At 60.4% G+C, this 23,263-nt stretch carries 19 protein-coding genes; 14 read left to right on the forward strand and 5 right to left on the reverse strand.

Features of this window, described 5'->3' with window-relative positions; translation table 11 throughout:
* Positions 1 to 68 precede the first annotated feature (68 nt).
* From AC13RM_RS17950 to AC13RM_RS17965, 4 genes are read left to right on the forward strand one after another with little or no spacing between them, the layout of a single operon-like run.
* Entirely contained in the window at positions 69 to 968 is a 900-nt protein-coding gene (locus tag AC13RM_RS17950) for a carbohydrate ABC transporter permease (RefSeq protein WP_374818162.1), read from the forward strand.
* Complete coding sequence (locus AC13RM_RS17955; RefSeq protein ID WP_285172061.1) at positions 965 to 1,852, forward strand: carbohydrate ABC transporter permease; 888 nt, start codon at positions 965 to 967, stop codon at positions 1,850 to 1,852. Before AC13RM_RS17950 ends, AC13RM_RS17955 begins: the two co-directional genes overlap by 4 nt.
* Positions 1,853 to 1,890: 38 nt before the next feature.
* A complete protein-coding gene (locus AC13RM_RS17960) occupies positions 1,891 to 3,405 on the forward strand; it encodes a DUF5060 domain-containing protein (RefSeq protein WP_374818164.1) in 1,515 nt (504 codons plus the stop codon).
* A gap of 17 nt (positions 3,406 to 3,422) precedes the next feature.
* The gene (locus AC13RM_RS17965) at positions 3,423 to 4,487 is read left to right on the forward strand and encodes an ABC transporter ATP-binding protein (protein WP_374818166.1); all 1,065 of its coding nucleotides are present in this window, start codon (positions 3,423 to 3,425) and stop codon (positions 4,485 to 4,487) included.
* A 22-nt stretch (positions 4,488 to 4,509) separates the two neighbouring features.
* Here AC13RM_RS17965 and AC13RM_RS17970 read toward each other — a convergent pair whose 3' ends face one another.
* From AC13RM_RS17970 to AC13RM_RS17980, 3 genes are all read right to left on the reverse strand, one after another.
* On the reverse strand, positions 4,510 to 4,872 hold the full coding sequence (locus AC13RM_RS17970) for a hypothetical protein (RefSeq protein WP_374818168.1): 363 nt from the start codon (positions 4,870 to 4,872) through the stop codon (positions 4,510 to 4,512).
* Positions 4,873 to 5,088: 216 nt separating this feature from the next.
* Positions 5,089 to 7,131: an oxidoreductase gene (locus AC13RM_RS17975; protein ID WP_374818170.1), complete on the reverse strand. Its 2,043-nt coding sequence runs from the start codon at positions 7,129 to 7,131 to the stop codon at positions 5,089 to 5,091.
* Positions 7,132 to 7,198: 67 nt separating this feature from the next.
* The gene (locus AC13RM_RS17980) at positions 7,199 to 8,116 is read right to left on the reverse strand and encodes a DMT family transporter (RefSeq protein ID WP_374818172.1); all 918 of its coding nucleotides are present in this window, start codon (positions 8,114 to 8,116) and stop codon (positions 7,199 to 7,201) included.
* A gap of 110 nt (positions 8,117 to 8,226) precedes the next feature.
* Between AC13RM_RS17980 and AC13RM_RS17985 the strand changes: the two genes are divergently transcribed.
* Entirely contained in the window at positions 8,227 to 9,102 is an 876-nt protein-coding gene (locus tag AC13RM_RS17985) for a LysR substrate-binding domain-containing protein (RefSeq protein WP_374818174.1), read from the forward strand.
* Here AC13RM_RS17985 and AC13RM_RS17990 read toward each other — a convergent pair.
* Positions 9,077 to 10,069: a GlxA family transcriptional regulator gene (locus AC13RM_RS17990; RefSeq protein ID WP_285172053.1), complete on the reverse strand. Its 993-nt coding sequence runs from the start codon at positions 10,067 to 10,069 to the stop codon at positions 9,077 to 9,079. The genes AC13RM_RS17985 and AC13RM_RS17990 overlap by 26 nt on opposite strands.
* A gap of 107 nt (positions 10,070 to 10,176) precedes the next feature.
* On the opposite strand from AC13RM_RS17990, the gene bcoG reads away from it, so the two are divergent.
* From bcoG to AC13RM_RS18035, 9 genes are all read left to right on the forward strand, one after another.
* A complete protein-coding gene (bcoG, locus tag AC13RM_RS17995; RefSeq protein WP_285172052.1) occupies positions 10,177 to 11,079 on the forward strand; it encodes a 3-dehydrocarnitine:acetyl-CoA trimethylamine transferase BcoG in 903 nt (300 codons plus the stop codon).
* A gap of 7 nt (positions 11,080 to 11,086) precedes the next feature.
* Positions 11,087 to 12,577, forward strand: a complete 1,491-nt coding sequence (locus AC13RM_RS18000; RefSeq protein ID WP_374818176.1) for a carnitine 3-dehydrogenase — start codon at positions 11,087 to 11,089, stop codon at positions 12,575 to 12,577.
* 12 nt (positions 12,578 to 12,589) lie between these two features.
* A complete protein-coding gene (locus AC13RM_RS18005; RefSeq protein ID WP_285172049.1) occupies positions 12,590 to 13,750 on the forward strand; it encodes an acyl-CoA dehydrogenase family protein in 1,161 nt (386 codons plus the stop codon).
* Between the two features lie 4 nt (positions 13,751 to 13,754).
* Positions 13,755 to 15,812 carry an acetate--CoA ligase family protein gene (locus AC13RM_RS18010; protein WP_374818178.1) on the forward strand — a complete coding sequence of 686 codons (2,058 nt, stop codon included), beginning with the start codon at positions 13,755 to 13,757 and terminating at the stop codon, positions 15,810 to 15,812.
* A 6-nt stretch (positions 15,813 to 15,818) separates the two neighbouring features.
* Positions 15,819 to 16,601, forward strand: a complete 783-nt coding sequence (locus AC13RM_RS18015) for a carnitinyl-CoA dehydratase (protein WP_374818180.1) — start codon at positions 15,819 to 15,821, stop codon at positions 16,599 to 16,601.
* 126 nt (positions 16,602 to 16,727) lie between these two features.
* Positions 16,728 to 18,317 (forward strand): ABC transporter substrate-binding protein, encoded by a 1,590-nt coding sequence (locus AC13RM_RS18020; RefSeq protein ID WP_488555371.1) that lies wholly within the window; start codon positions 16,728 to 16,730, stop codon positions 18,315 to 18,317.
* Positions 18,318 to 18,515: 198 nt separating this feature from the next.
* The gene (locus AC13RM_RS18025; protein WP_488555372.1) at positions 18,516 to 19,523 is read left to right on the forward strand and encodes an ABC transporter permease; all 1,008 of its coding nucleotides are present in this window, start codon (positions 18,516 to 18,518) and stop codon (positions 19,521 to 19,523) included.
* Positions 19,520 to 20,347: an ABC transporter permease gene (locus tag AC13RM_RS18030; RefSeq protein ID WP_113231169.1), complete on the forward strand. Its 828-nt coding sequence runs from the start codon at positions 19,520 to 19,522 to the stop codon at positions 20,345 to 20,347. Before AC13RM_RS18025 ends, AC13RM_RS18030 begins: the two co-directional genes overlap by 4 nt.
* Positions 20,340 to 21,971: an ABC transporter ATP-binding protein gene (locus tag AC13RM_RS18035; protein ID WP_488555373.1), complete on the forward strand. Its 1,632-nt coding sequence runs from the start codon at positions 20,340 to 20,342 to the stop codon at positions 21,969 to 21,971. The genes AC13RM_RS18030 and AC13RM_RS18035 overlap by 8 nt, the downstream gene beginning before the upstream one ends.
* Before the next feature lie 63 nt (positions 21,972 to 22,034).
* Here AC13RM_RS18035 and AC13RM_RS18040 read toward each other — a convergent pair whose 3' ends face one another.
* Positions 22,035 to 23,144, reverse strand: coding sequence for a thioesterase domain-containing protein (locus AC13RM_RS18040; RefSeq protein ID WP_488555374.1), 1,110 nt, complete (start codon positions 23,142 to 23,144; stop codon positions 22,035 to 22,037).
* Positions 23,145 to 23,263: the final 119 nt, after the last annotated feature.

Genomic DNA, 23,263 nt, shown 5'->3' on the forward strand with positions numbered 1-23,263 from the left:
CGTCATCGCGGCGAACGGCCTCCTTCACTCTTATGCCCACGCGCCAGCTGCCGCCGGGAGCAAGCAGAATGTCATTCCGCAATCGTACTCATGATCCCCGCGTCCAGGCAGCAATCCTGCTTGCCCCGGCCATGCTGATCTATGTGATTTTCGCGCTCTATCCGATGCTGAACGTGGTGGTGCTGAGCTTCCAGAAATGGAACGGCCTCGATCCGGAGCGCCCCTTCGTCGGCCTGGCGAACTATCAATATATCTTCACGCAGGATCCCGTCTTCTGGGTCGCCTTCCGCAACACCGTAATCTGGACGATCATGTGCGTGATCTTTCCCCCCATGATCGGCCTCTTGCTCGCGCTGAGCCTCAATCAGAAGCTCTTTGCCCGCAATACCTTCCGCGCCATCTTCTATCTGCCCGTCATCATCGCCCCGATCGCGGTCGCAACCATGTGGAAGTGGATGTACGATCCCTTCTTCGGTCTCTTCACCGAAATCCTGACTTCCATGGGCCTGCAGGACTGGATCCAGGACTGGCTCGGCGACAAGGATATCGCGCTCTATTCCGTCTTCATCGCCTATCTCTGGCAATCCGTCGGCTTCTCCATGGTCCTGTTTCTCGCCGGCCTGCAAAATGTCTCGCAGACGCTGGTGGAAGCCGCCCGCATCGACGGCGCCGGACGCTGGAACATCTTCCGTTACGTCACCCTGCCCGCGCTACGTACGACGCTGACCATCGTGCTGGTGCTGTCGGTCATTTCCTCACTGAAGGCCTTCGACATCGTCTACGGCCTGACCGGCGGGGGGCCTGCGCAATCCACGCAGATGCTGGCGCTCTGGGCCTTCACGCAGGCCATGCAGATCTTCGATTTCGGCCGTGGCGCTGCAATCTCGGTCGTCCTGCTGCTCATCACCATCGTCGTCGTCATTCCCTACCTGCGCTGGACGCAGAAGCATGAGGAGGCCGAGCAATGACGGCAGCATCGGCCACATCCACGTCGGACGACTTCGAAACGATTGCACCGGCAAAGCGCAAGCGCGACCCTGTTCTGATCGGCCTATGGATCGCGCTTCTCATCGTCGCTGCGATCTGGCTTGCGCCATTCATCTTCATCGTCTTCACCTCTTTGAAGACGCAAGCCGACGTGACATCGACCGGCGCCTTCATGCCGCCGCTCGATCCGGCCTTCGAGAATTATTCAAGCGCCTGGGGCCGCGGCAATTTCGCCAATGCCTTCCTGAACAGCGCCATCATCACCGTGATCAAGGTGCCGCTCGGGCTCATCCTCTCGGCGATGGCCGCCTATGCGCTCGCCAAGATCCGGCTGCGGTTCAGCAAGTTGCTGCTGCTCCTCGTCGTTTTCGGCACGATGATCCCCTTTCAGGTCATGCTGGCGCCGCTCTTCACGCTGGTCAATTCGCTCGGTCTGATCGACACCTACCCCGGCGTGATCCTGCCTTACATCGCCTTCGGCGTGCCCTACCAGGTCTTCATCCTTCACGGTTTCTTCAAAGGCATTCCGAAGGAATTGTCGGAGGCCGCACTGATCGACGGTGCAAGCCACTTCACCATCTTCCGCCGGATATTCCTGCCCGTCTGCCTGCCAGTGCTCGCCGCGCTGCTGATCCTGGATTTCGTTTCGACATGGAACGAGTTCGCCATGGCGCTCGTGCTGCTGCAGGATCAGCACATGTGGACGCTGCCGCTGGGGCTCATGTCCTTCCAGGGCCAGTTTTCCAATGATTACGGGCAATTGAACGCGGCGATCGTCATGACCGTGCTGCCGGCCACCATCGTCTATCTGATCTTCCAGCGCTACTTCGTTTCCGGTCTCACCTCCGGCGCGGTCAAGGGCTGAGCGGTCGGACCATCCATACATCTTCCGAGGAGAATATCATGTCCAACGCGTCCGTCGAAAAATGGGGAGTCTTCGAAGCGGCCTTCAACGGTCCTTCGAGCGGCAATCCCTATCTCGATGTGGCATTCGATGCCGTCTTCAGCCAGAACTGCCGCGAGACCCGCGTGCCCGGCTTCTATGACGGCGACGGCGTCTATCGCGTTCGCTTCATGCCGGACAATGAAGGCGATTGGTCGTTTCGCACGCGCTCGAAGACATCGGAACTGGACGGCAAGACCGGTTCTTTCGTCGCGACCAAGTCATCCGAGGGTAACCACGGCCCCGTACATGTCCATAACAAGTTCCACTTCGCCTATGCCGACGGCAAGCCGTTCCTGTCGTTCGGCACGACCTGCTATGCCTGGACGCATCAGCCGCTCGAGATGCAGGCGCAGACGCTCGAGACGTTGAAGAAATCGCGCTTCAACAAGATCCGCATGGGCGTCTTCCCCAAGGATTATCCTTATAACGTCAACGAGCCGCTCTACGACTGCTTCGAAAAGGGTGCCGACGGCAAGGAGGATTTCGACCGGCCGAACCCTGTCCTCTTCCGCCATTTCGAGGGCCAAGTCGCAGCCCTTTGCGATCTCGGCATCGAAGCCGATATTATCATGTTCCATCCTTACGACCGCTGGGGCTATGCCGATATGTCGGCCGAGCAGGATTTCCGCTACGTCGCCTATCTCGCGGCGCGCCTTGCCGCCTATCGCAATGTCTGGTGGGCACTTGCCAACGAGTACGACTTTCTTCTCGACACTAAGCCGCTGCAGCAGTGGGACCGCTATTTCCACATTCTCGAAGAGAACGATCCCTACGGCCATCTGAAGTCGATCCACAACGGCGAGCCGACGATGAACTTCGATCATCGCAAGCCATGGGTGACGCATACCTGCATCCAGAACTGGGATGTGAAGCGCACGCAGGAATGGCGCGAGGCCTATGGCAAGCCTGTTGTCAACGACGAGCCGGAATATGAAGGCAATATCATCCAGTCTTGGGGCAACCTGACGGCGCAGGAGCTGGTGCATCGCTTCTGGATCACGGTGATGCGCGGCGGCTATGCCGGCCACGGCGAAACCTATTCGCATCCGGAAGACCTGATCTGGTGGGCAAAGGGCGGCGAACTGCGCGGCGAAGCCTGGAAGCGCATCGGCTTCCTGCGCGACCTGCTGGAGCAGGATGTCGTCAACGGCCTCGAACCCATGTCCTCTTATGGCGAATGGCCATGGACGCGCGTTTCCGGCGCGCGCGACGGTGATGTCAGCTACATCTATCTCGGCGAGCACCAGCCGGTCATCTGGTCCACCGGTCTGCCGAAAGACGGAACCGACTATGACGTCGACATCATCGACACATGGGAGATGACGATCACGCCTGCCAAGAAGGTGGAAGCGCCGGTCCCGCATCCGACGCGTCATGGCGCCATCGTGCGCGGCGGCAAGGCGGATGCCGCCTTCGGCGTGGAACTGCCGGGCAAGCCATACCAGGCGTTGCGCATCCGCAAGAAGCATTGATCCAAGGGAAGAATGTCATGTCCGGATTGACCATCAAGAACGTCAGGAAGTCCTACGGCGCGGTAAACATCATCCATGGCGTCGATGTCGAGATCTCGGACGGCGAATTCGTCATTCTCGTCGGCCCTTCGGGTTGCGGCAAGTCAACACTGCTGCGGATGATTGCAGGGCTGGAAGACATCACCGGCGGTGAGATTTCCATCGCCGGACGGGTCGTCAACGATCTGCCACCGAAAGATCGCGACATTGCCATGGTGTTCCAGAACTACGCGCTCTATCCGCAAATGACGGTAGCGCAGAATATGGGCTTTGCGCTGCAGCTTGCCGGCGCGAAGCGCACCGAAATCGATCAGAAGGTCGGCGAAGCCGCCAAGATCTTGGGCTTGCAGCCATTATTGGATCGCAAGCCCGCTCAGCTTTCCGGCGGCCAGCGCCAGCGCGTCGCCATGGGCCGCGCCATCGTGCGCGACCCCAAGGTCTTCCTCTTCGATGAACCGCTTTCCAATCTCGATGCCAAGCTGCGCGTCAAGATGCGCGCCGAAATCAAGGCGCTGCATCAGCGCCTGAAGACGACGATCGTTTACGTGACCCACGATCAGATCGAGGCCATGACCATGGCCGACAAGATCGTCGTACTGCAGGGCGGAAAGGTCGAACAGGTCGGCTCGCCGCTCGAGCTTTACGACCGCCCGAGAAATGTCTTTGTCGCGGGCTTCCTCGGCTCTCCGGCTATGAATTTTCTCGAAGGCAAGCTTACCGGCGGTGCCTCACCGGAATTGGTACTGTCAACCGGCACACGCATCCAACTCGCCAGCGCTCCGGCTCAATCGGAGGGTCGAGAGGTTGTTCTCGGCATACGTCCGGAAGATATTTCCTTCGCATCGGAGGCCGGCGTTACCGCAACCGTGACCGTCGTCGAACCCACCGGCTCGGAAACGCATGTGGCGCTTGACCTCGAAGGCAAGGAATTGACCTGGGTGATGAGAGAGCGAGCCGAACTCGTGCCGGGCCAGACAATTCAGATCTCGCTCAAGACGCCGAACCTGCACTTCTTCGACAAGGCCAGCCAGCAACGACTATAGAAGACGGCTCTGCTGACTTAAATCACTCAGCGGCGCGCCTTTGGGTACCATTCATGACCGAGAAAACGCGCTTGACGAAAGCCTCGCCGTCGAAGTGCCGCGCAGCTCCCTCGGTTACGTGATCGGGGCGATCGAATATGAAAGTCTCGATGTTGACGACCGGCAAGTTCAGCCGCCTCCGCACGTCCCCAATCATCGCGGTATGAGTCACCACCAGGTGACAGCCGGTTGGATCGAACTGTTCCTGAAGACCGGTCGTCGGCATCGCTGCGACCGTCAATCCCTGTTGCGACAGAAGCGAACTGATGCGCGAGGCAATTTGCTGATTATCCAGACAGATCAGCACATCGGTCTGCGAAGGGGGCGGCGCATGGTTAGCCAGCATCAAACAACCTCTCGTTCACTCAGATGCCCAAATATAATGATTCGGCGGGTAACGGGGTGTTATAAGTTGTTACATTTTGTTTCAAAATTAAGGCGGCGCTGACAGCCTACGTCGTGGCAGTCGCAGAACTTCATTTATCACTTAAGATTTCTATTATATCACATTGATGTAAATAAAATTTATGATGAAATCCGGCAAAGGCCAATGGTCGCCGGCTCATAGAAGCGAGCAATAACGCAACGCGTCGTAAATCGCTGCGTGGATATTACGGCTCGCGATCGCGTCACCGATACGGATCAAATCGAAGGAACTAGTTTCGTTCCTGACCGGCAGCGGCGATCGACGTGCGATCAATGCAGGATAATCGACCGCACCGAGATTGCGCGATGAGGCCTTTAGCTCAAGATAGAGCTCATCATTCGCGACGGTGCCGTGTTCGACGACCACCTGGGACACCCGCCGCTCCCATTGCGTCTCCTCCGAGAAATCGGACCCTAGAACCGCAACTAATGCATTGCCATCGCGCCGCACTGATTTGAGCCTCGTATTGATCGTGACACGGACATTCTTCTCGGCGAAGGTCTTGGCATAGGGCACATGGTTCATGCCGCCCATCTCGGGCGCAAAAAAACGTTCCGGCGAGACGAGTTCCAGTTCGGCACCGCCATTGGCAATGACTTCGGCCGCCGACATGCCCGGATGTCCGCCATTATCGTCGTAAAGTAGCACCTGGCCCTCGGCCTTAACGGCACCGGCCAGAATATCCCAAGAGGAGGTGACGAGGCTATCGCCGCTCTCCAACTCGGGAGATTGCGCGATGCCACCCGTCGCCACGATGACGAGATCAGGCTCGAACGCCATAACATCGTCAGCTCCCGCGTAGACGTCGTAGTGGATCGTGACGCCCAACCGCTCCAGCTCCGCCAGCCGCCAGTCGATGATGCCGATCATCTCCTTGCGGCGCGGGTTGCGGGTAAGCAGATTCACCTGTCCGCCGGCCTTGCTGCTCGCCTCCAACACGTCGACCTTATGGCCGCGCTCGGCCAGCACGCGCGCGGCCTCAAGGCCCGCAGGCCCAGCACCGATGACGACAGCCTTGCGCGACGCCGCCGCACGCTCGATCCGATGCGGCATCTCGGCCTCGCGGCCGGTTGCCGCATTATGAATACAGAGCGCCTCGCCGCCCTCATAGATGCGGTCGAGACAGTAGGTTGCGCCGACGCAGGGACGGATATTGGCCTCCTGCCCGGACATTACCTTGTTGACGATATGCGGGTCGGCGATATGGGCGCGCGTCATGCCGACCATATCGAGCTTGCCTTCCGCGATCGCATGGCGCGCCGTCGCGACATCGCTGATGCGGGCCGCATGGAAGACGGGGAATTTCGTCGCGGCCCTCACCTCGCCCGCAAAATCGAGATGCGGCGCCGAGGCCATGCCCTGTATCGGAATGACATTGTTGAGCGCCGCGTCGCTGTCGATATGACCACGGATGATATTGAGGAAATCGATGTTCCCCGACGCAACCAGCCGCCTGGCGATCTCGACGCCTTCTTCCCGCGAAAGCCCCTTCTCCCAGTCCTCGTCCGCCACCATGCGCATGCCGACGATGAACTCCGGGCCGACCGCCTTGCGGATGGCCTCTGTCATCATCATCGAAAACCGCATGCGGTTTTCGATGGAACCGCCGAATTCGTCATCGCGCCGGTTGGTTGCCGGTGACCAGAAGCCGTCGGTCAGATGGCCGTAGGCCTCGATCTCGATACCGTCGAGGCCGGCCGCCTGCATGCGTTGTGCCGCTGCCGCAAAGTCGCCAATGATCCGTTCGATATCCCAATCTTCAGCCGCCTTCGGAAAGGCGCGATGCGCCGGCTCGCGGATTGGCGATGGCGCCAGCACGGGCAGCCAGTCGCCTTTGTTCCAGCCGGTGCGACGACCGAGATGGGTCAGCTGGATCATGACAGCAGCCCCGAACTCGTGACAGTCGTCGGCAAGCTTCTTCAGCCAGGGCACAATCTCATCGCGATAGGCATGCAGATTGCCGAAGGCCGGCGGCGAATCCGCCGACACGATCGCCGAGCCCGCCGTCATCGTCAGCGCGATGCCTCCCTTTGCCTTCTCACGATGATAGAGCCTGTAGCGATCCGTCGGCATGCCGCCTTCCGAATAGGCCGGCTCATGCGCCGTCGACATGATACGGTTCTTCAGTGTCAGGTGCTTGAGCTGATAGGGCTGGAGCAAGGGATCGTTGGAGGTCATGTCGCTTTCATCGCTTTTATGAAGTCGAGGCTCGAACCGCTATCTTTGCTGAGACAAGAAGTTATGGCTATAGCCGATTGACGGGAGTCCGACGGCGGCGGCTATGCCGGAGGTCGATGGCCGTGTGCCAGACGATCGTTGCGAAGATGATCGCCCCCCCGATAAAGGTGGCAACCGGCGGCATCTCCGAGAAGAAGAGCCAGACCCAGAATGGCGTCAGCACGATCTCCATCGAGCTGATAAGCGCAGCGTCGGCAGCCGGCATTTTTCTCGAACCGAACAGGAAGAGGACAAAAGCGAGCGCGAAATTCGTCGCCCCGAAAGCGGCAAGCAGAAGCCAGTTGTGAACATCCACCGAGCTTGTCGAGGCAAAGGGCACGAAGACGACGAATGTCAAAAGCCCGCTGACGACACTCGATGGCAGGATCGGAATGCTCGGATCCATGCGTGGGATGACGATGATGAGGGCGAAGGTGACTGTCATGCCGAGCGCCAGCAGATCGCCGATGCCCGTGCCGCCGCCGATCGATGAGGCAACGATGACCGCCACGCCGACGAGGCAGATGCCGCCAGCGATCAAGGTCCGATTCGCGACCCGCTCCTTCAGCATGGCCCAGCTGAGAAACGCGGCGATGAACGGCGCGGTCGCGTAGATCATGGTCACATTGGCGACCGTCGTCATATAGAGCGCGCCGATGAAGCAGGCCTGGCTGATGGTCTGGCAGACCAGCATCGCCAGCCCGGCGGGATGAAAGATCGATGCCCATTGCCGCCGCGAAAACCCGCCTTCGAGGAAAAAGCTGGGTATCAGCAGAAACAAGCCGCCGAACAGCGACCGCCAGGCGATCGCCGTCCATATATCCGTGGTCAACAGGCGGGCATAGATGCCGCTGCAGCTCCACGCAAGCATTGCCGTTGCCACGAGTATAACGCCCCTCTCGTAGTCGCTGGCAAAAGCGGAGCGGGTTGGAAGCTGGAATGTCATGTACGGACTCGAGGAACGAAGCAGAAGGAACGCCCTTGTGTGCGCCGATATTTGACATCAGGCAAACGAATAGTAGAGATAGTAGCTATCAGAAATATTTGTAACGTGTCATGCGCGACCCCATCGAAAGCGACCTGCTGCGGACGTTCCTCGTCATCACCGAGACGTCCAATTTTTCCACGGCCGCTCACAGGATCGGCCGTACCCAATCGGCCGTCAGCGCTCAGATCAAGCGGCTTGAGGATACGATCGGTGAAACGCTCTTCGAAAGAAGTGCCCGTGGGGCCGTTCTCACCCGAGCCGGTACTCAATTGCTTCCCTACGCGCAGCGCGTGATCGAACTCCTGAACGAGGCGGCGGCGAATATCCGCACGAAGCCGCTCGACGGGCCGGTCCGGATCGGCATTCCGGAGGAATATAGCCAGACTGTGTTGCCGGCGGCACTGGCCGCTTTCGCTGTGAGGCATCCGGCGGTCGAAGTCACCGTCTCCTGCGATTATACGGCGCATAACCTGGCCGCTTTGGAAAAAGACGAACTGGATCTCGCCGTCGTCTTCGATTGGAGCAACCAGAACAAGGGCGAAGTTCTCTGCATCGATCCCACGGTCTGGGTGACATCCATGGTGCATCGCCTGCATGATGGCGTGCCGCTGCCTGTTGCCACCTATCGCAACTCGACATGGGCGCGCGACTTCGCCTTGCGCTCGCTGGAGCAGCAGGGCCGCGCCTATCGCATCGCCTTCATCGCCGATACGAGTTCGGGCTTGAAGAACGCCGTCTCCGCCGGGCTTGCCGTGACCACCCTGTCGCGCAGTAACATTCCGCATGGGTGCCGCGAGCTGACCAGTGACGATGGTTTCCCACCTGTGGATTCATCGCGCGTCGTGCTTCGACGCAATCCCTATCATTCGAGCGAGGCGATCCGGGAACTGGCAGAGATGGTGCGCGAGGCCTTTCGTCCTATGTCGGCCCTGCTTCAGCCATAATGTGCCGGCGCAGCCTGCGGCGCGTGCCGGACGGACTTTCCGAAAAGCTGGCACGGTAACTGCGGGAAAAGGCCGATGCCGAATTGAAGCCTGTCATGGCGGCAATCTCGGCAAAGGAAGCTTTCGTCTCGATGACCTTGCGCCGCGCCGCATTGAGCCTCAGCGCCAGATAATGCACATGCGGCGGAGCACCGATGCTCTCCTGGAAAAGCGCCTGCAGATGGCGGGCGCTGACACCGACGCGGCGGGCGAGACGTGTCAGCACCAACGGCTGCTCGATATGGTCCTCCATCAGACGGATTGCTTGAGCAACTCGCGGATCGCGCATGCGCAGGCCGGCCGTCGATGGCGAAAGTTCCGCCGCGCTTTGCGTGCTTGCCGGCTCGTAGATGAACAGCCGGCTGACTTCCAGCGCCAGCGAATAGCCCTGCCGCCGCCGGATGATTTCGAGCATGAGATCGACCGTCGGCAGGGAGCCTGCGGTGGTGATCCGCTTGCCGTCGATCACATAGCGATCCTTGACCGCGTGCACCTGAGGATAGGCGAGCGCGAAATCGTCGTAGTCCTCCCAGTGGACGGCAGCGGAGACATTATCCAGCAAACTTGCTTCGGCCAGCAGCCAAGTGCCGGATTCAATGCCGGCGACCAGCGATCTATGGCGTGCGGTCTGTGACAGCTGCATCTTCAGCGCCTGCGTGGCGCTGCGCCGCCAATTGTAGCTGGCGAGCACGAAAAGCGGTGTCGCGTCCGATGTCGGGCGAAAGCCGGAGCAGGCGGGTACCGGGATAAGGCTCGTCGTCTCAGCGGGAGAGCCATCCGGAGTGAGGAGCCGCCAGCGATAAAGCTCCGCCCCGGAGATGCGGTTGGCCCCACGCAACGGTTCGATCACCGAAGCGATCAGGATCAGGTTCGTTTCCGGAAGGATCAGGAGGTCGATATCGAGTGTCTCGTTTGCCGCTGTCAGCATCACGCATTCCTCCAAGCGTTCCGAAACTGTATCGAATACTTCCGACAATGCAAAGCATGAAGGCACGTCATAGCTCGTAATGTCCTCAATACGAGGGAGAACAAAAGATGCCTCTTGCGATGAATCGCGATGTCTTCATCACCTGTGCCGTCACCGGCGCCGGCGACACGGTTTCCAAATCCAGCCATGTTCCGATCACTCCCAAGCAGATCGCGGAATCCGCGATCGACGCCGCCAAGGCTGGGGCGGCCGTGGTTCACTGCCATGTCCGCGATCCGGAAACGGGCGCTGCCAGCCGCTGCAACGAGCTTTACAGGGAAGTGACCGACCGCATTCGTTCGGCCGACGTCGATGTCGTCTTGAACCTGACCGCTGGCATGGGCGGCGACCTGATTTTCGGCGATGTCGAGAGCCCCCTGCCCCTAAATGCCAAAGGTACCGACATGGCCGGCGCCTCCGAGCGCGTCAGCCACGTGGCCGAATGCCTGCCGGAAATCTGCACGCTCGATTGCGGCACAATGAACTTCAATCTTGGCGACTATGTCATGACCAACACGCCCTCGATGCTGAGGGCCATGGCAAAGAAGATGACCGATCTCGGCGTCCGTCCCGAAATCGAAGCCTTCGATACCGGTCATCTCTGGTTTGCCAAGCAGCTTGCCGAGGAGGGCTTGATCGAGGATCCGGTCCTCATCCAGCTCTGCATGGGCATCCCCTGGGGGGCGCCCGATGACCTCAACACCTTTATGGCGATGGTCAATAACGTTCCCAAAAGCTGGACCTTCTCGGCCTTTTCCATCGGTCGCAACGCCATGGCCTATCCGGCGGCCGCGATCCTTGCCGGCGGCAATGTCCGCGTCGGGCTGGAAGACAATCTCTACGCTGGCAAGGGCATGCTGGCGACCAACGCGCAGCTCGTCGAAAAGGCGGTGCAGGTGGTCGAAGGCATGGGCGCGCGCATCATCGGCCCCGAAGATGTCCGCAAGAAGCTGAAACTGACGAAGCGCTGAGGCCCCGATGACCAAGATCAACAAGGCGGCCTGCATCGGCGGCGGTGTCATCGGCGGCGGATGGATCGCTCGCTTCCTGCTGGCTGGCATCGATGTCGATGTCTACGACCCGCATCCGGAGGCAACCCGCATCGTCGGCGAAGTTCTTGATAATGCCGAAAAGGCCTATGCAATGCTGACCGGCGCGCCGCTTCCGCCGCGCGGCAAGCTCACATTCAGGGACACGCTACAAGCCGCCGTCGCTGGTGCCGACTGGATCCAGGAAAGCGTGCCCGAGCGACTGGATCTGAAGCGCAACGTGCTGACGCAGATCGATGCAGCCGCAAAGCCCGATGCCCTGATCGGCTCATCCACCTCCGGCCTTCTGCCGACCGATCTGCAGCGCGACATGCGCCATCCCGAGCGTCTCTTCGTCGCCCATCCCTATAATCCGGTCTATCTCTTGCCGCTCGTCGAAATCGTCGGTGGCGAAAAGACCAGCGCCGCGACGATCCAGGCGGCGATGGAACGACTGCCGCCGATCGGCATGAAGGGCGTGCATATCGCCAAGGAGATCGAGGCCTTCGTCGGCGATCGCCTGCTGGAGGCGCTCTGGCGCGAGGCGCTGTGGCTGATCAAGGACGATATCTGCACCGTCGAGACATTGGACGATGTCATCCGTTACTCCTTTGGCCTGCGCTGGGCACAGATGGGCCTGTTCCAGACCTATCGCATCGCCGGCGGTGAAGCGGGCATGCGTCACTTCCTGGCGCAGTTCGGCCCTGCCCTGCAGTGGAACTGGACGAAACTGATGGATGTCGTCGATCTCGACGATGCCCTCGTCGAAAAGATCGGTCAGCAGTCGGACGACCAGGCAGACGGCCTGTCGATCCGCGAACTCGAACGCATCCGCGATGAAAATCTCGTTGGTATCCTCCAGAGCCTTAAAGGAAGCCATGGCGGCAAGGGCTGGGGCGCCGGCAAGCTGCTGAAGGATTTCGAGCACCAGCTTTGGGCCGAGGGTGGCGGCGAGAAGCAAGGCGTGGACATCTCAAAGCCGCTGCGCCTGATCGACACCAAGGTCAGCCCCGCTTGGGTCGATTATAACGGCCACATGACCGAGCATCGCTATCTGCAGGTGTTCGGCGACACATCGGATGCGCTGCTGCGGCTGATCGGCGTCGATCTCGATTATGTCGAGCGTGGCCACAGCTACTACACGGTGGAAACCCATATCCGCCATCTTGGCGAAGCCAAGCTCGGACAGGCCATCCATTCGACGGCGCAGATCCTCGCATCGGATGAAAAGCGACTGCATGTCTTCCATGCGCTGCACGACAGCGCGAGCGGCGAAGTGATCGCCACCGCAGAACAAATGCTGCTGCATGTCGACGCGAAAGCAGGCAAAGCCGTCGCCGCACCGGAGGAGGTGTTGGCGAAGCTCAGGCCGATTTCCGCCGCACACGCAGCCTTGGCTACGCCGGAAGGAGCCGGCCGTCATGTGGGACAAAAACGCTAGGAGGAGGCGATCGTGAATTTCGGGCTCAGCGAAGAACAGGAGATGATCGTTAGGACGGTCCGGGACTTCGTGGAGACGGAGATCTATCCGCACGAGAACGAAGTCGAACGCACCGGCTTTGTGTCGCCTGAAATCGGAGACGAGATCCGGCGCAAATGTATCGAGCTCGGCTTCTATGCCTGCAATTTTCCTGAGGAAATCGGTGGCGCCGGGCTCGACCACGTCACCTTCACCCTTGTCGAGCGTGAACTCGGCCGTGGCTCGATGGGTCTCACCGTCTTCTTCGGCCGCCCCTCCGGCATCCTGATGGCCTGCGAAGGCGAGCAGCGCGAGCGCTATCTTCGGCCGGCGGTACGCGGCGAGAAAATCGATGCGCTCGCGATCACCGAGCCGGATGCCGGCTCCGACATGCGCGGCATGAAATGCGCGGCACGGCAGGATGGCGACGATTTCGTGCTCAACGGCACGAAGCATTTCATTTCGCACGCCGATGTCGCCGATTTCGTCATCGTCTTTGCCGCCACTGGCGAGGAGGACACGCATCGGGGCGTCAAGAAGAAGATCACAGCCTTCTTGGTCGATCGCGGCACGCCGGGCTTCGAGATCCTTAGGGGTTACGACTCGGTTTCCCATCGCGGCTACCACAATTCCATTCTGAATTTCACCGATTGCCGCCTGCCGAAGTCGCAGGTGCTCGGCGAAGTCCATCGCGGCTTCGATCTTGCCAATCAGTGGCTCTACGGGACTCGCCTGACGGTCGCCGCAACCTGCGTCGGCCGGGCACGCCGTGTCTTCGATCTCGCCCTGCCCTATGCGGCCGAGCGCAAGCAGTTCGGCAAGCCGATCGGCGCCAATCAGGGCGTATCCTTCAAGCTCGCCGACATGATTACCGAGATCGACGCGGCCGATCTGCTCACGCTATCGGCCGCCTGGAAGCTCGATGCCGGCATCCCGGCCAATCGCGAGATCGCCTCAGCCAAGCTTTATGCCTCGGAAATGCTCGCTCGCGTCACCGACGAGGCAATCCAGATCTTTGGCGGCATGGGTCTGATGGACGACCTGCCGCTCGCCCGCTTCTGGCGCGACGCCCGCGTCGAGCGTATCTGGGACGGGACTTCGGAAATCCAGCGGCACATCATCAGCCGCGACCTGCTTCGGCCGTTCGGAGCATGAGCCCATGACCCAGTGCTCGCTCGACCGCCTGATCCGACCCAAAACGATCGCCGTCTTCGGCGGCAGAGAGGCACGGCGCGTCATCGAGCAATGCGACCGCATGGGGTTCTCCGGCGAGATCTGGCCGGTGCATCCGACACAGGAAAGCGTCCTCGGCCGCCGCTGCTACCGGTCGGTCGCCGACCTGCCTGATGCGCCGGACGCCGCCTTCGTCGGCGTCAACCGGACGCTCACCGTCGATATTGTTCGTGATCTCGCAGCCAGAGGCGCCGGCGGTGCCGTCTGCTACGCCTCAGGCTTCAGCGAGGCCGTGGCGGAACTTGCTGATGGCGCGGACTTGCAGCGCGCACTGGTCGAAGCTGCCGGCACCATGCCGATCGTCGGGCCGAACTGCTACGGCATGATCAACGGGTTGGACGGCGCCCTGCTCTGGCCCGATCAACATGGCATCGTCAGAACCGAGCGCGGCGTCGCGATCCTCACCCAATCCTCCAATATCGCCATCAATCTCAGCATGCAGAGGCGCGGCCTGCCGATCAGCTACCTGATGACTGCAGGCAATCAGGCGCAGACCGGCCTGTCGGACCTTGCCCAAGCCGTCCTTGAGGACCCGCGCGTCACAGCGGTCGGCCTGCATATCGAAGGCTTTGGCGATATCAGGGCACTGGAAGCCCTCGCCATGCGCGCCAGAGAGCTGAGGAAGCCCGTTGTCGCACTGAAAGTCGGCAAATCAGAACAGGCGCAACGCGCGACCGTGTCGCATACTGCATCGCTTGCCGGTAGCGACGCGGTGGCAGACGCTGTTCTCGATCGCCTCGGCATCGGCCGCGTCGCGACATTGCCGGAGCTGATCGAAACACTGAAACTCCTGCATGTTGCCGGCCCTCTCGAAAGCAATGCGATCTCCTCGATGAGCTGTTCGGGCGGCGAGGCATCGCTGATGGCCGACGCCGCCGTCGGCGGGACTATCGAGTTCCGCGCGTTGAAAGCCGAACAGCTTCCTGCCCTGCGCGCGACCCTCGGCCCGATGGTGACGCTTTCCAATCCGCTGGACTATCACACCTTCGTCTGGGGCGATCTGGGCCGCCAGACGGAGGCCTTCAGCGCCATGTTCGCCGGCGGCTATGCCCTCAATCTCCTCGTTCTCGACTTCCCGCGCGAGGATCGTTGTGATGGCGCCGACTGGATGATTACTGTTGCGGCGGTTGCCGCCGCGGCGAAGCAGACGGGCGCTCGCGCCGCCATTCTGGCGACCTTGCCTGAAAACCTGCCGGAGACTATCGCGCAACGGCTGATCGAAAGCGGCATCGTGCCGCTCTGCGGCATCGGCGAGGCGCTGGCGGCGGCGGATATCGCCAGCGGCATCGCCGAGGCCTGGAATAGGCCGCAGCCATTGCCGCTCCTCAACGTCTCCATTGCCGAAGGCGAGGTCGAAACCCTGAGTGAAGCTGCCGCAAAGGCAGATCTTGCCGAAGCCGGCCTAGCCATCCCGCGCGGCAAGACGGTTGCCATAGCAACCGAGGCGGCCGAGTGCGCGGAGCAACTTGGGTTCCCGGTCGCGCTCAAGGCTCTTGGGGTCGAGCACAAGTCCGAGGTTGGCGCCGTTAAGCTCAACCTCTGGGATAGGCGCGCCGTCGTGGATGCCGCCGAAGGAATGGCCGGTGTCGCCCACGGGTTCCTCGTCGAGCGGATGGTCGACCGCCCCATCGCCGAGCTCATCGTCGGCGCTGTTCGCGATCCTGTCGTTGGCCTGACCCTGACAGTCGGTGCGGGCGGAATTCTCGTGGAACTGCTTGAGGATTCCGTCGTTTTGCCGCTTCCGGTTACGAAAGCTGAGGTCCTGGAGCGGATTTCACGGCTGAAAGTTCGCAAATTGATCGAAGGCTATCGTGGTAGCGCGGGAAGCAGCCTCGATATCGTAGCTGATGCCGTCCTATCAGCGGCAGAATATGTCGTAACGAATGCCGCACATCTCGAAGAACTAGACATTAATCCATTGATGGTCCTAGCAGAATCTCGCGGCGTCGTTGCCGCGGATGCCCTCATCCGGCGAAGGAGGTAGCGGAAGTTGCAAGATCCCATTCGAACCCGCTCCGAAGACGGCATCCTCGAGGTCATCATCGACCGGCCCAAGGCGAATGCCATCGACCTGGCGACCAGCCGTAAGATGGGGCTGATCTTTCGCGACTTCCGCGACAACCCGGATCTGCGCGTCGCCATCGTTACCGGCGCCGGCGAGAAATTCTTTTCCGCCGGCTGGGATTTGAAGGCCGCGGCAGCCGGCGACGCGGTTGACGGCGACTATGGCGTCGGCGGCTTCGGTGGTCTGCAGGAACTACGCGACCTCAACAAGCCGATCATCTGCGCCGTCAACGGTATCTGTTGCGGCGGCGGGCTGGAAATCGCGCTGTCCACCGACCTCATCATCGCCGCCCCGCACGCGACCTTCGCTTTGCCCGAGATCCGCTCTGGCACCGTCGCCGACGCGGCATCGATCAAGCTGCCGAAGCGCATTCCCTATCATATCGCTATGGACATGCTGCTGACCGGCCGCTGGCTCAATGTCGAGGAGGCGCATCGCTGGGGCTTCGTCAACGAGATTGTCATCGCCGACAAGCTGATGGACAGGGCCTGGGAACTCGCCCGTCTGCTCGCAAGCGGACCGCCGCTGGTCTACGCTGCGATCAAGGAAATCGTTCGCGAAGCGGAGGGTTCGACGTTTCAGACTGCCATGAACAAGATCACCAAACGGCAGTTTGCAACCGTCGACGTCCTCTATTCGAGCGAAGACCAATTGGAAGGCGCACGGGCTTTTGCCGAGAAGCGAGCCCCCATCTGGAAAGGAAGGTAGAGGCGGCAGCAACCGCTGAATTTCCCGCATGCTCGCAGGCGACAGGCTTCAGGCGGAAGAGGAACCGTGACCTGAAGTGGCTTGCTCGAAAGCTTTGTCAACACGGCAAGAAGAAGGAACAGGGGAATGAACGATTATACGAAATATCTCGCAAGCCGCGTCACCGCGGGCGGGCTCAGCCGCCGCGAATTCATGGGACGCGCAATGGCAGCCGGCGTGACTTTGACGCTCGCCGACAAACTCTTTACCGAAAGCGCAATGGCAGCCGAACCGAAGCGCGGCGGCCATCTGAAGCTTGGTCTTGAAGGCGGTGCTGCAACCGATTCGAAGGATCCGGCAAAATTCCTGTCCCAGGTCATGTTCTGCATCGGTCGCTGCTGGGGCGACATGCTGGTGGAATCCCACCCGCTGACGGGCGCTGCCGTTCCCTCGCTCGCCGAATCCTGGGAGCCGTCGAAGGATGCCGCCACCTGGACCTTCAAGATCCGCAAGGGCGTCAAATTCCACAACGGCAAGGATCTGACGATCGACGACGTTGTCGCCACGCTCAAGCGCCATACGGATGCGAAGTCGGAATCCGGCGCGCTTGGCGTCATGAAGTCGATCAAGGAGATAAAGGCCGATGGCGACAATCTCGTCCTGACGCTGACCGAAGGCAACGCCGACATGCCGTTGCTCCTGACTGACTATCACCTCGTCATCCAGCCGAACGGCGGCTATGACGATCCCCTCGCCTCGATCGGCACCGGTCCCTACAAGCAGGTCAGCTTCGAGCCGGGCGTGCGCGCCACTTTCGAACGCAACAAGGACGACTGGCGCACCGATCGCGGCTTCGTCGATTCGGTCGAGATCATTTGCATGAACGACGCAACGGCGCGTATCGCTGCTCTGTCGTCGGGTCAGGTCCACTACATCAACCGCGTCGACCCTAAAACCGTCGATCTTCTGAAGCGCGCGCCGACCGTCGAAATCCTGTCCACCGCCGGTCGCGGTCACTACGTCTTCATCATGCATTGCGACAAGGCGCCCTTCGACAACAACGACCTGCGCCTGGCACTGAAATACGCCATGGACCGCGAGACGATGGTCAAGAAGATCCTTGGCGGCTACGGCAAGGTCGGCAACGATTTCCCGATCAACAGCACCTATGCTCTCTTCCCCGAAGGGATCGAGCAGCGTACCTACGATCCCGACAAGGCTGCCTTCCATTACAAGAAGTCCGGCCACAGCGGCTCGGTCTTGCTGCGCACGTCGGAAGTCGCCTTCCCCGGTGCCGTCGATGCAGCCGTTCTCTATCAGGAAAGCTGCAAGAAGGCGGGGATCAACATCGAGGTCAAGCGCGAGCCGGGCGATGGCTACTGGACGAACGTCTGGAACGTCCAGCCCTTCTCCACCTCCTACTGGGGCGGTCGACCGACGCAGGACCAGATGTATTCCACCGCCTATCTGTCGACGGCGGACTGGAACGACACGCGCTTCAAGCGCCCCGACTTCGACAAGCTCCTTCTTCAGGCCCGCTCCGAATTGGACGACGCCAAGCGCAAGGAGCTCTACCGCGCCATGGCGATGATGGTGCGCGATGAAGGCGGCGTCATCCTGCCGATGTTCAACGATTTCGTGAACGCCTCCACCAAGCAGGTGAAAGGCTATGTCCACGACATCGGCAACGACATGTCGAACGGCTATGTCGCGACCCGCGTCTGGCTGGACACCTGATGCCCGAAGCCGGGCGAAAACGCCCTCATCTCTGACACAGCCCGGACCGCGAAAGCTTTTCGCGGTCCTCCCGACGTTTCATGTAATCCCGGAAAAATGCTCAGCTGTTTTTCGGCCGGAATTGCGTAAAACAACAAGATTGAGCGGCTTAGCGATTCCCATGAAACATGGAGCCGCTCTCAGTGCGAGGCATCGGCCATGTCCAATTCACCTCCCGGAACCGTTCTGCCCGGGTTGAGGTTCAAGCAGCGCTTTCCGCTGCTGGCCCTCATTATCGAGCGTTGCGTGCTCAGTATCATTCTGCTCTTTGCGGTCTCCGTCCTGATCTTCGGTGGGCTAGAAGCCCTGCCCGGTGATTTTGCAACCACTTATCTCGGCCAATCGGCAACGCCGCAGGCCGTCGCCAATATCCGCGAGGAGCTTGGCCTCAACCGGCCTGTGGTCACCCGCTATGTGCAATGGCTCGGCAATGCCGTCCAGGGAGACTTCGGCACCTCCTGGGCCAGCAAGAATTCCGTCGGCGAGCAGATCGGCAAGCGGCTCGGCAACTCCCTGTTTCTCGCCGGCTTTGCCGCGTTGATTTCAGTGCCGCTGGCGGTCTGCCTGGGCATGCTAGCGGTCCATTTCAGGAACCGATTGCCCGACAAGATCATCAATGTCATCTCGCTGGCGGCGATCTCGCTGCCGGAATTCTTCATCGGCTATCTTCTCATCATGTTCTTTTCCGTCAAATTCGGTGTCGCGACCTTTCCGGCGACGGTCTTCGATGGCATGGGCTTCATCGAGCGGTTGAAGGCGATCGCGCTGCCAACCGCAACGCTTGTTCTGGTCGTGCTTGCGCACATGATGCGCATGACGCGTGCGGCCATTCTGTCCGTCATGTCGTCGGCCTACATGGAAACCGCCGAGCTGAAGGGGCTCTCCGCCTTCCGCGCCATCGTCAAGCATGCCGCGCCCAATGCGCTGGCACCGATTATCAACGTCATCGCGCTGAATCTTGCCTATCTCATTGTCGGCGTCGTCGTCGTCGAAGTCGTCTTCGTCTATCCCGGCATGGGCCAGTACATGGTCGATGCGGTGACGGTACGCGATATGCCTGTGGTCCAGGCGTGCGGCCTGATCTTCGCCGCCGTCTACATCTTCCTCAATATGACGGCCGATATTCTCGCCATCGTCGCCAACCCCCGTTTGAGGCATCCGCGATGAGATTGAGAGATATCCCCATCACCGCCTGGATCGGCATCATCGGTATCCTGATTGCCTTCATCTGCGCCATCTTCGCGCCCTGGATCGCCCCTTTCGGCGAGACGGAAGTCGTCGGCAATGTCTGGCAGCCCGCCGATGCGCAATATTTCTTCGGGCTCGACAATCTCGGCCGCGATATCCTGTCGCGCCTGATCTACGGCACCCGCACGACGCTCTTCGTCGCGCTGGCGGCAACGATCATCTCCTTCTCGCTCGGCATCATCCTCAGCTTCACCGCCGCCGTCTCACGCGGATGGATCGATACGGTCTTTTCGCGCTTCAACGACCTGATGATGTCGATCCCGACGCTGATCTTCGCGCTGGTTGTGCTCGCTGTCCTGCCGCAGAGCCTGATCGTGCTGATCCTCGTCATGGCCATCCTCGATTCCACCCGCGTCTATCGCCTCGGCCGTGCCGTGGCGCTCGATGTGGCGGTCATGGAATTCGTCGAAGCGGCCAAGCTGCGCGGCGAAGGCAAGATCTGGATCATCTTCCGCGAGATCCTGCCGAATACGTTGTCGCCGCTGCTGGCGGAATTCGGGCTGCGCTTTGCCTTCTCGATCCTATTCCTCTCCACCCTCTCCTTCCTCGGCCTCGGCATCCAGCCGCCGGCAGCCGACTGGGGCGGCATGGTCAAGGACAATAAGGATGGCATCATCTTCGGCATCTCCGCCGCGCTCGTGCCGGGTTCCGCCATTGCGGCACTCGCAATCTGTGTCAATCTGGTGGTCGACTGGCTCCTAAGGCGCACCTCCAGCCTCAAGGGAGGGCGTGGCGATGCCTGAGCTTCTTTCCGTTCGCGGTCTCAAGATCGAGGCAACTAGCTATCCGCCGGGCGAGCCACCGAAGCGCGTCACCATCGTCGACGGCGTCTCCTTCGACCTCCAGAAAGGCAAAGTCCTTGGCCTTATCGGCGAGTCCGGCGCCGGCAAGTCCACCATCGGCCTTTCCGCGCTTGCCTATGGCCGTGGCGGCGCGGAAATTACCGGCGGTCAAGTGCTGCTCGACGGCACAGATATCCTGCCGCTCGGCAAATCCGGCATCCGCAGGATTCGTGGCGCGCGAGTCTGCTATGTCGCCCAATCGGCAGCAGCGGCCTTCAATCCGGCGCATCGCTTGGGTGACCAGGTCATCGAAGCAACTGTCAAACATGGCCTGATGTCGAAGGAAGAAGCAAGAAAGCGTGCCCTCTATCTCTTCCGGGTGCTTGGCTTGCCCAACCCGGAAACCTTCGGGGACCGCTACCCGCACCAGGTCTCGGGTGGCCAGCTGCAACGCGCCATGACCGCTATGGCGCTCTGTTCCAATCCCGAACTGATCGTATTCGATGAACCGACGACCGCGCTCGACGTCACCACGCAGATCGACGTGCTCGCGGCGATCAAGCATGCGATAGAAGAAACGCATACCGCCGCGCTTTACATCACCCATGACCTCGCCGTCGTCGCCCAGATTTCCGACGACATCATGGTGCTGAGGCACGGCAAGACGGTGGAATATGGCAGTGTCCAGCAGATCATCGAGGAGCCGCGACAGGACTACACCCGCGCGCTCGTCAACGTCCGCCAGGAGATACGTGCAGAAGCCGCCGATCAGACGAGCACGCTTTTGAAAGTCGAAAATATCAGCGCGCAATACTCTAATGGTTTCAAAGTATTGCACGATGTTTCTCTACACGTTCCTAAAGGCCAGACCTTGGCGGTAGTCGGAGAATCCGGCTCCGGGAAATCGACGCTTGCGCGCGTGATTACCGGCCTGCTGCCGCCAAGCGACGGGCAGATTTCCTTTGAAGGCAAGCCGCTTACACCTGCCCTGAAAGACCGTTCGCGGCAGGAACTGCGGCGTATCCAGCTGATCTACCAGATGGCCGATACCGCGATGAACCCACGCCAGACCGTGCGCGATATTATCGGCCGCCCGCTGACCTTCTATGACGGCCTGCGTGGCGCTGCAAAGACGGCGCGCGTGAAAGAGCTACTGGATCAGATCGAAATGGGCAACGGCTTCATCGACCGCTATCCGGCCGAGCTTTCCGGCGGCCAGAAACAGCGTGTCGCCATCGCTAGAGCGCTTGCGGCCAAGCCGGAACTCATTCTTTGCGACGAGCCGACCTCGGCGCTCGATCCGCTTGTTGCCGAAGGCATTCTGAAACTGCTCTTGAAGCTGCAGGAAGAGGCGCATCTCTCCTACGTCTTCATCACCCACGATATCGCCATCGTGCGCGCCATCGCCGATAGCGTCGCGGTGATGCATCGCGGCAAGCTCGTTCGCTTCGGCCCGAAATCGCAAGCGCTGTCGCCGCCGTTCGACGATTACACTGACTTGCTGTTGAAGTCGGTGCCCGAAATGGAGATCGGCTGGCTGGAGCGCGTGCTGACGACTCGGAGGATGGCAAGCGCTGGAAATTGAAGGACCGGCATCTTTCACCTCTGCGGCTTAGCCTTCACTCGCGCTTTCATGCCGATGGAGACCTCAGCGCACAAGCCGCGCGCTGAGGTCGCGAGCGAGCGTGCCGGCGTTGCGGCCGACAATCATGCTCTGATGGTTGCCGGCAACATCGACCCAGTTCGCGTGCGTGAGAAAGCGCCCCCATATGGTCTTGGGATCGCAATCGACCGGCGAGCCTTGCAGGCTGCGGTAGAAGGTCAACTCGCCGTCGTAACAGCTTGGTTTGTAAAGGCCTTTCATGCGCAGAAGTTGTCTGGCAGCCGCATCGTAACGCGGCGGATAATCCCCCATCCATTGCGGTGCCAGCTCCGGATAATAGGCCGAATGCGGATCGGCGTAGCGGAAAGAAAGGGGCTTCAGTTTTTTTGCGAGGAGTTCTCGTCGCCCGATAACCGACCCGCTGGCCTGAGTCGATGCTTGGCGGCGTGGCTGAGCATCGGCTTTCCTTAGGTTCTTCTTTCTGGTTCGGGCTCTTCTCCAGCGTTGCCACATGAACCTGCTCCAGGTCATCAGGGGCCACTCCTGCTCGCCAAACGGAGTATCCAGCATGCCAAGGAATGCAATCTTTTGCCTCTGCGCGCTCAAGACGCGAGCGAGCTCCAAGGCAAAAACACCGCCAAACGAATAACCGAGCAATCGATATGGCTCGCGGATCCCTGCTGCCTGCAGCGCTCTCAGCGTACTTTGGACCTCGTCTTCGACCGTTGCCGGATGGTGGCTATCGCGATTGAAGGCCGTCAACGCAACGCCGAGGATCGGTCCGGGAAAGCGGATTTCCTTGATCAGTTGCTGCATTTCCAGGAAGCAGCTTGCTCCGCCGGCAAATAGCAGCAACGGCGCGGTGCCCTCGCCGCCACGGAGTTCTATGATTTTCGGCGAGACTGAGAGATCTTCGTGATTGGAAATTGCAAGGCCAAGGTCATCGAGGGTGCGATGACGATAGAAGACATTGACATCCAACTCCTCGCCGGTTTCGCTCCACAAATGCTTGATAAAACTCAACAGCCGATTGACTGAGACAGCATCGGGAATGTCTGCGTCGTGGCGTAAATTAACCTTTGCTTCTTGCCGAAGCAGATCGCTGACGTAGGTATGAGGGCTGGAATCTGCATCCGTTCTCGCAGAGAAAAGCATCTAACCGCCCCCGAATGTCAAAGCATGTGTCGCCAACCTCAAGATAAACTGCAATCATATAAAGCGACCCTTAATATATTCTGTAAAAGCACAACTTTCTATTGTATTTGGGGGGTTCG

Source organism: Martinezella sp. CNPSo 3732 (assembly GCF_057784515.1).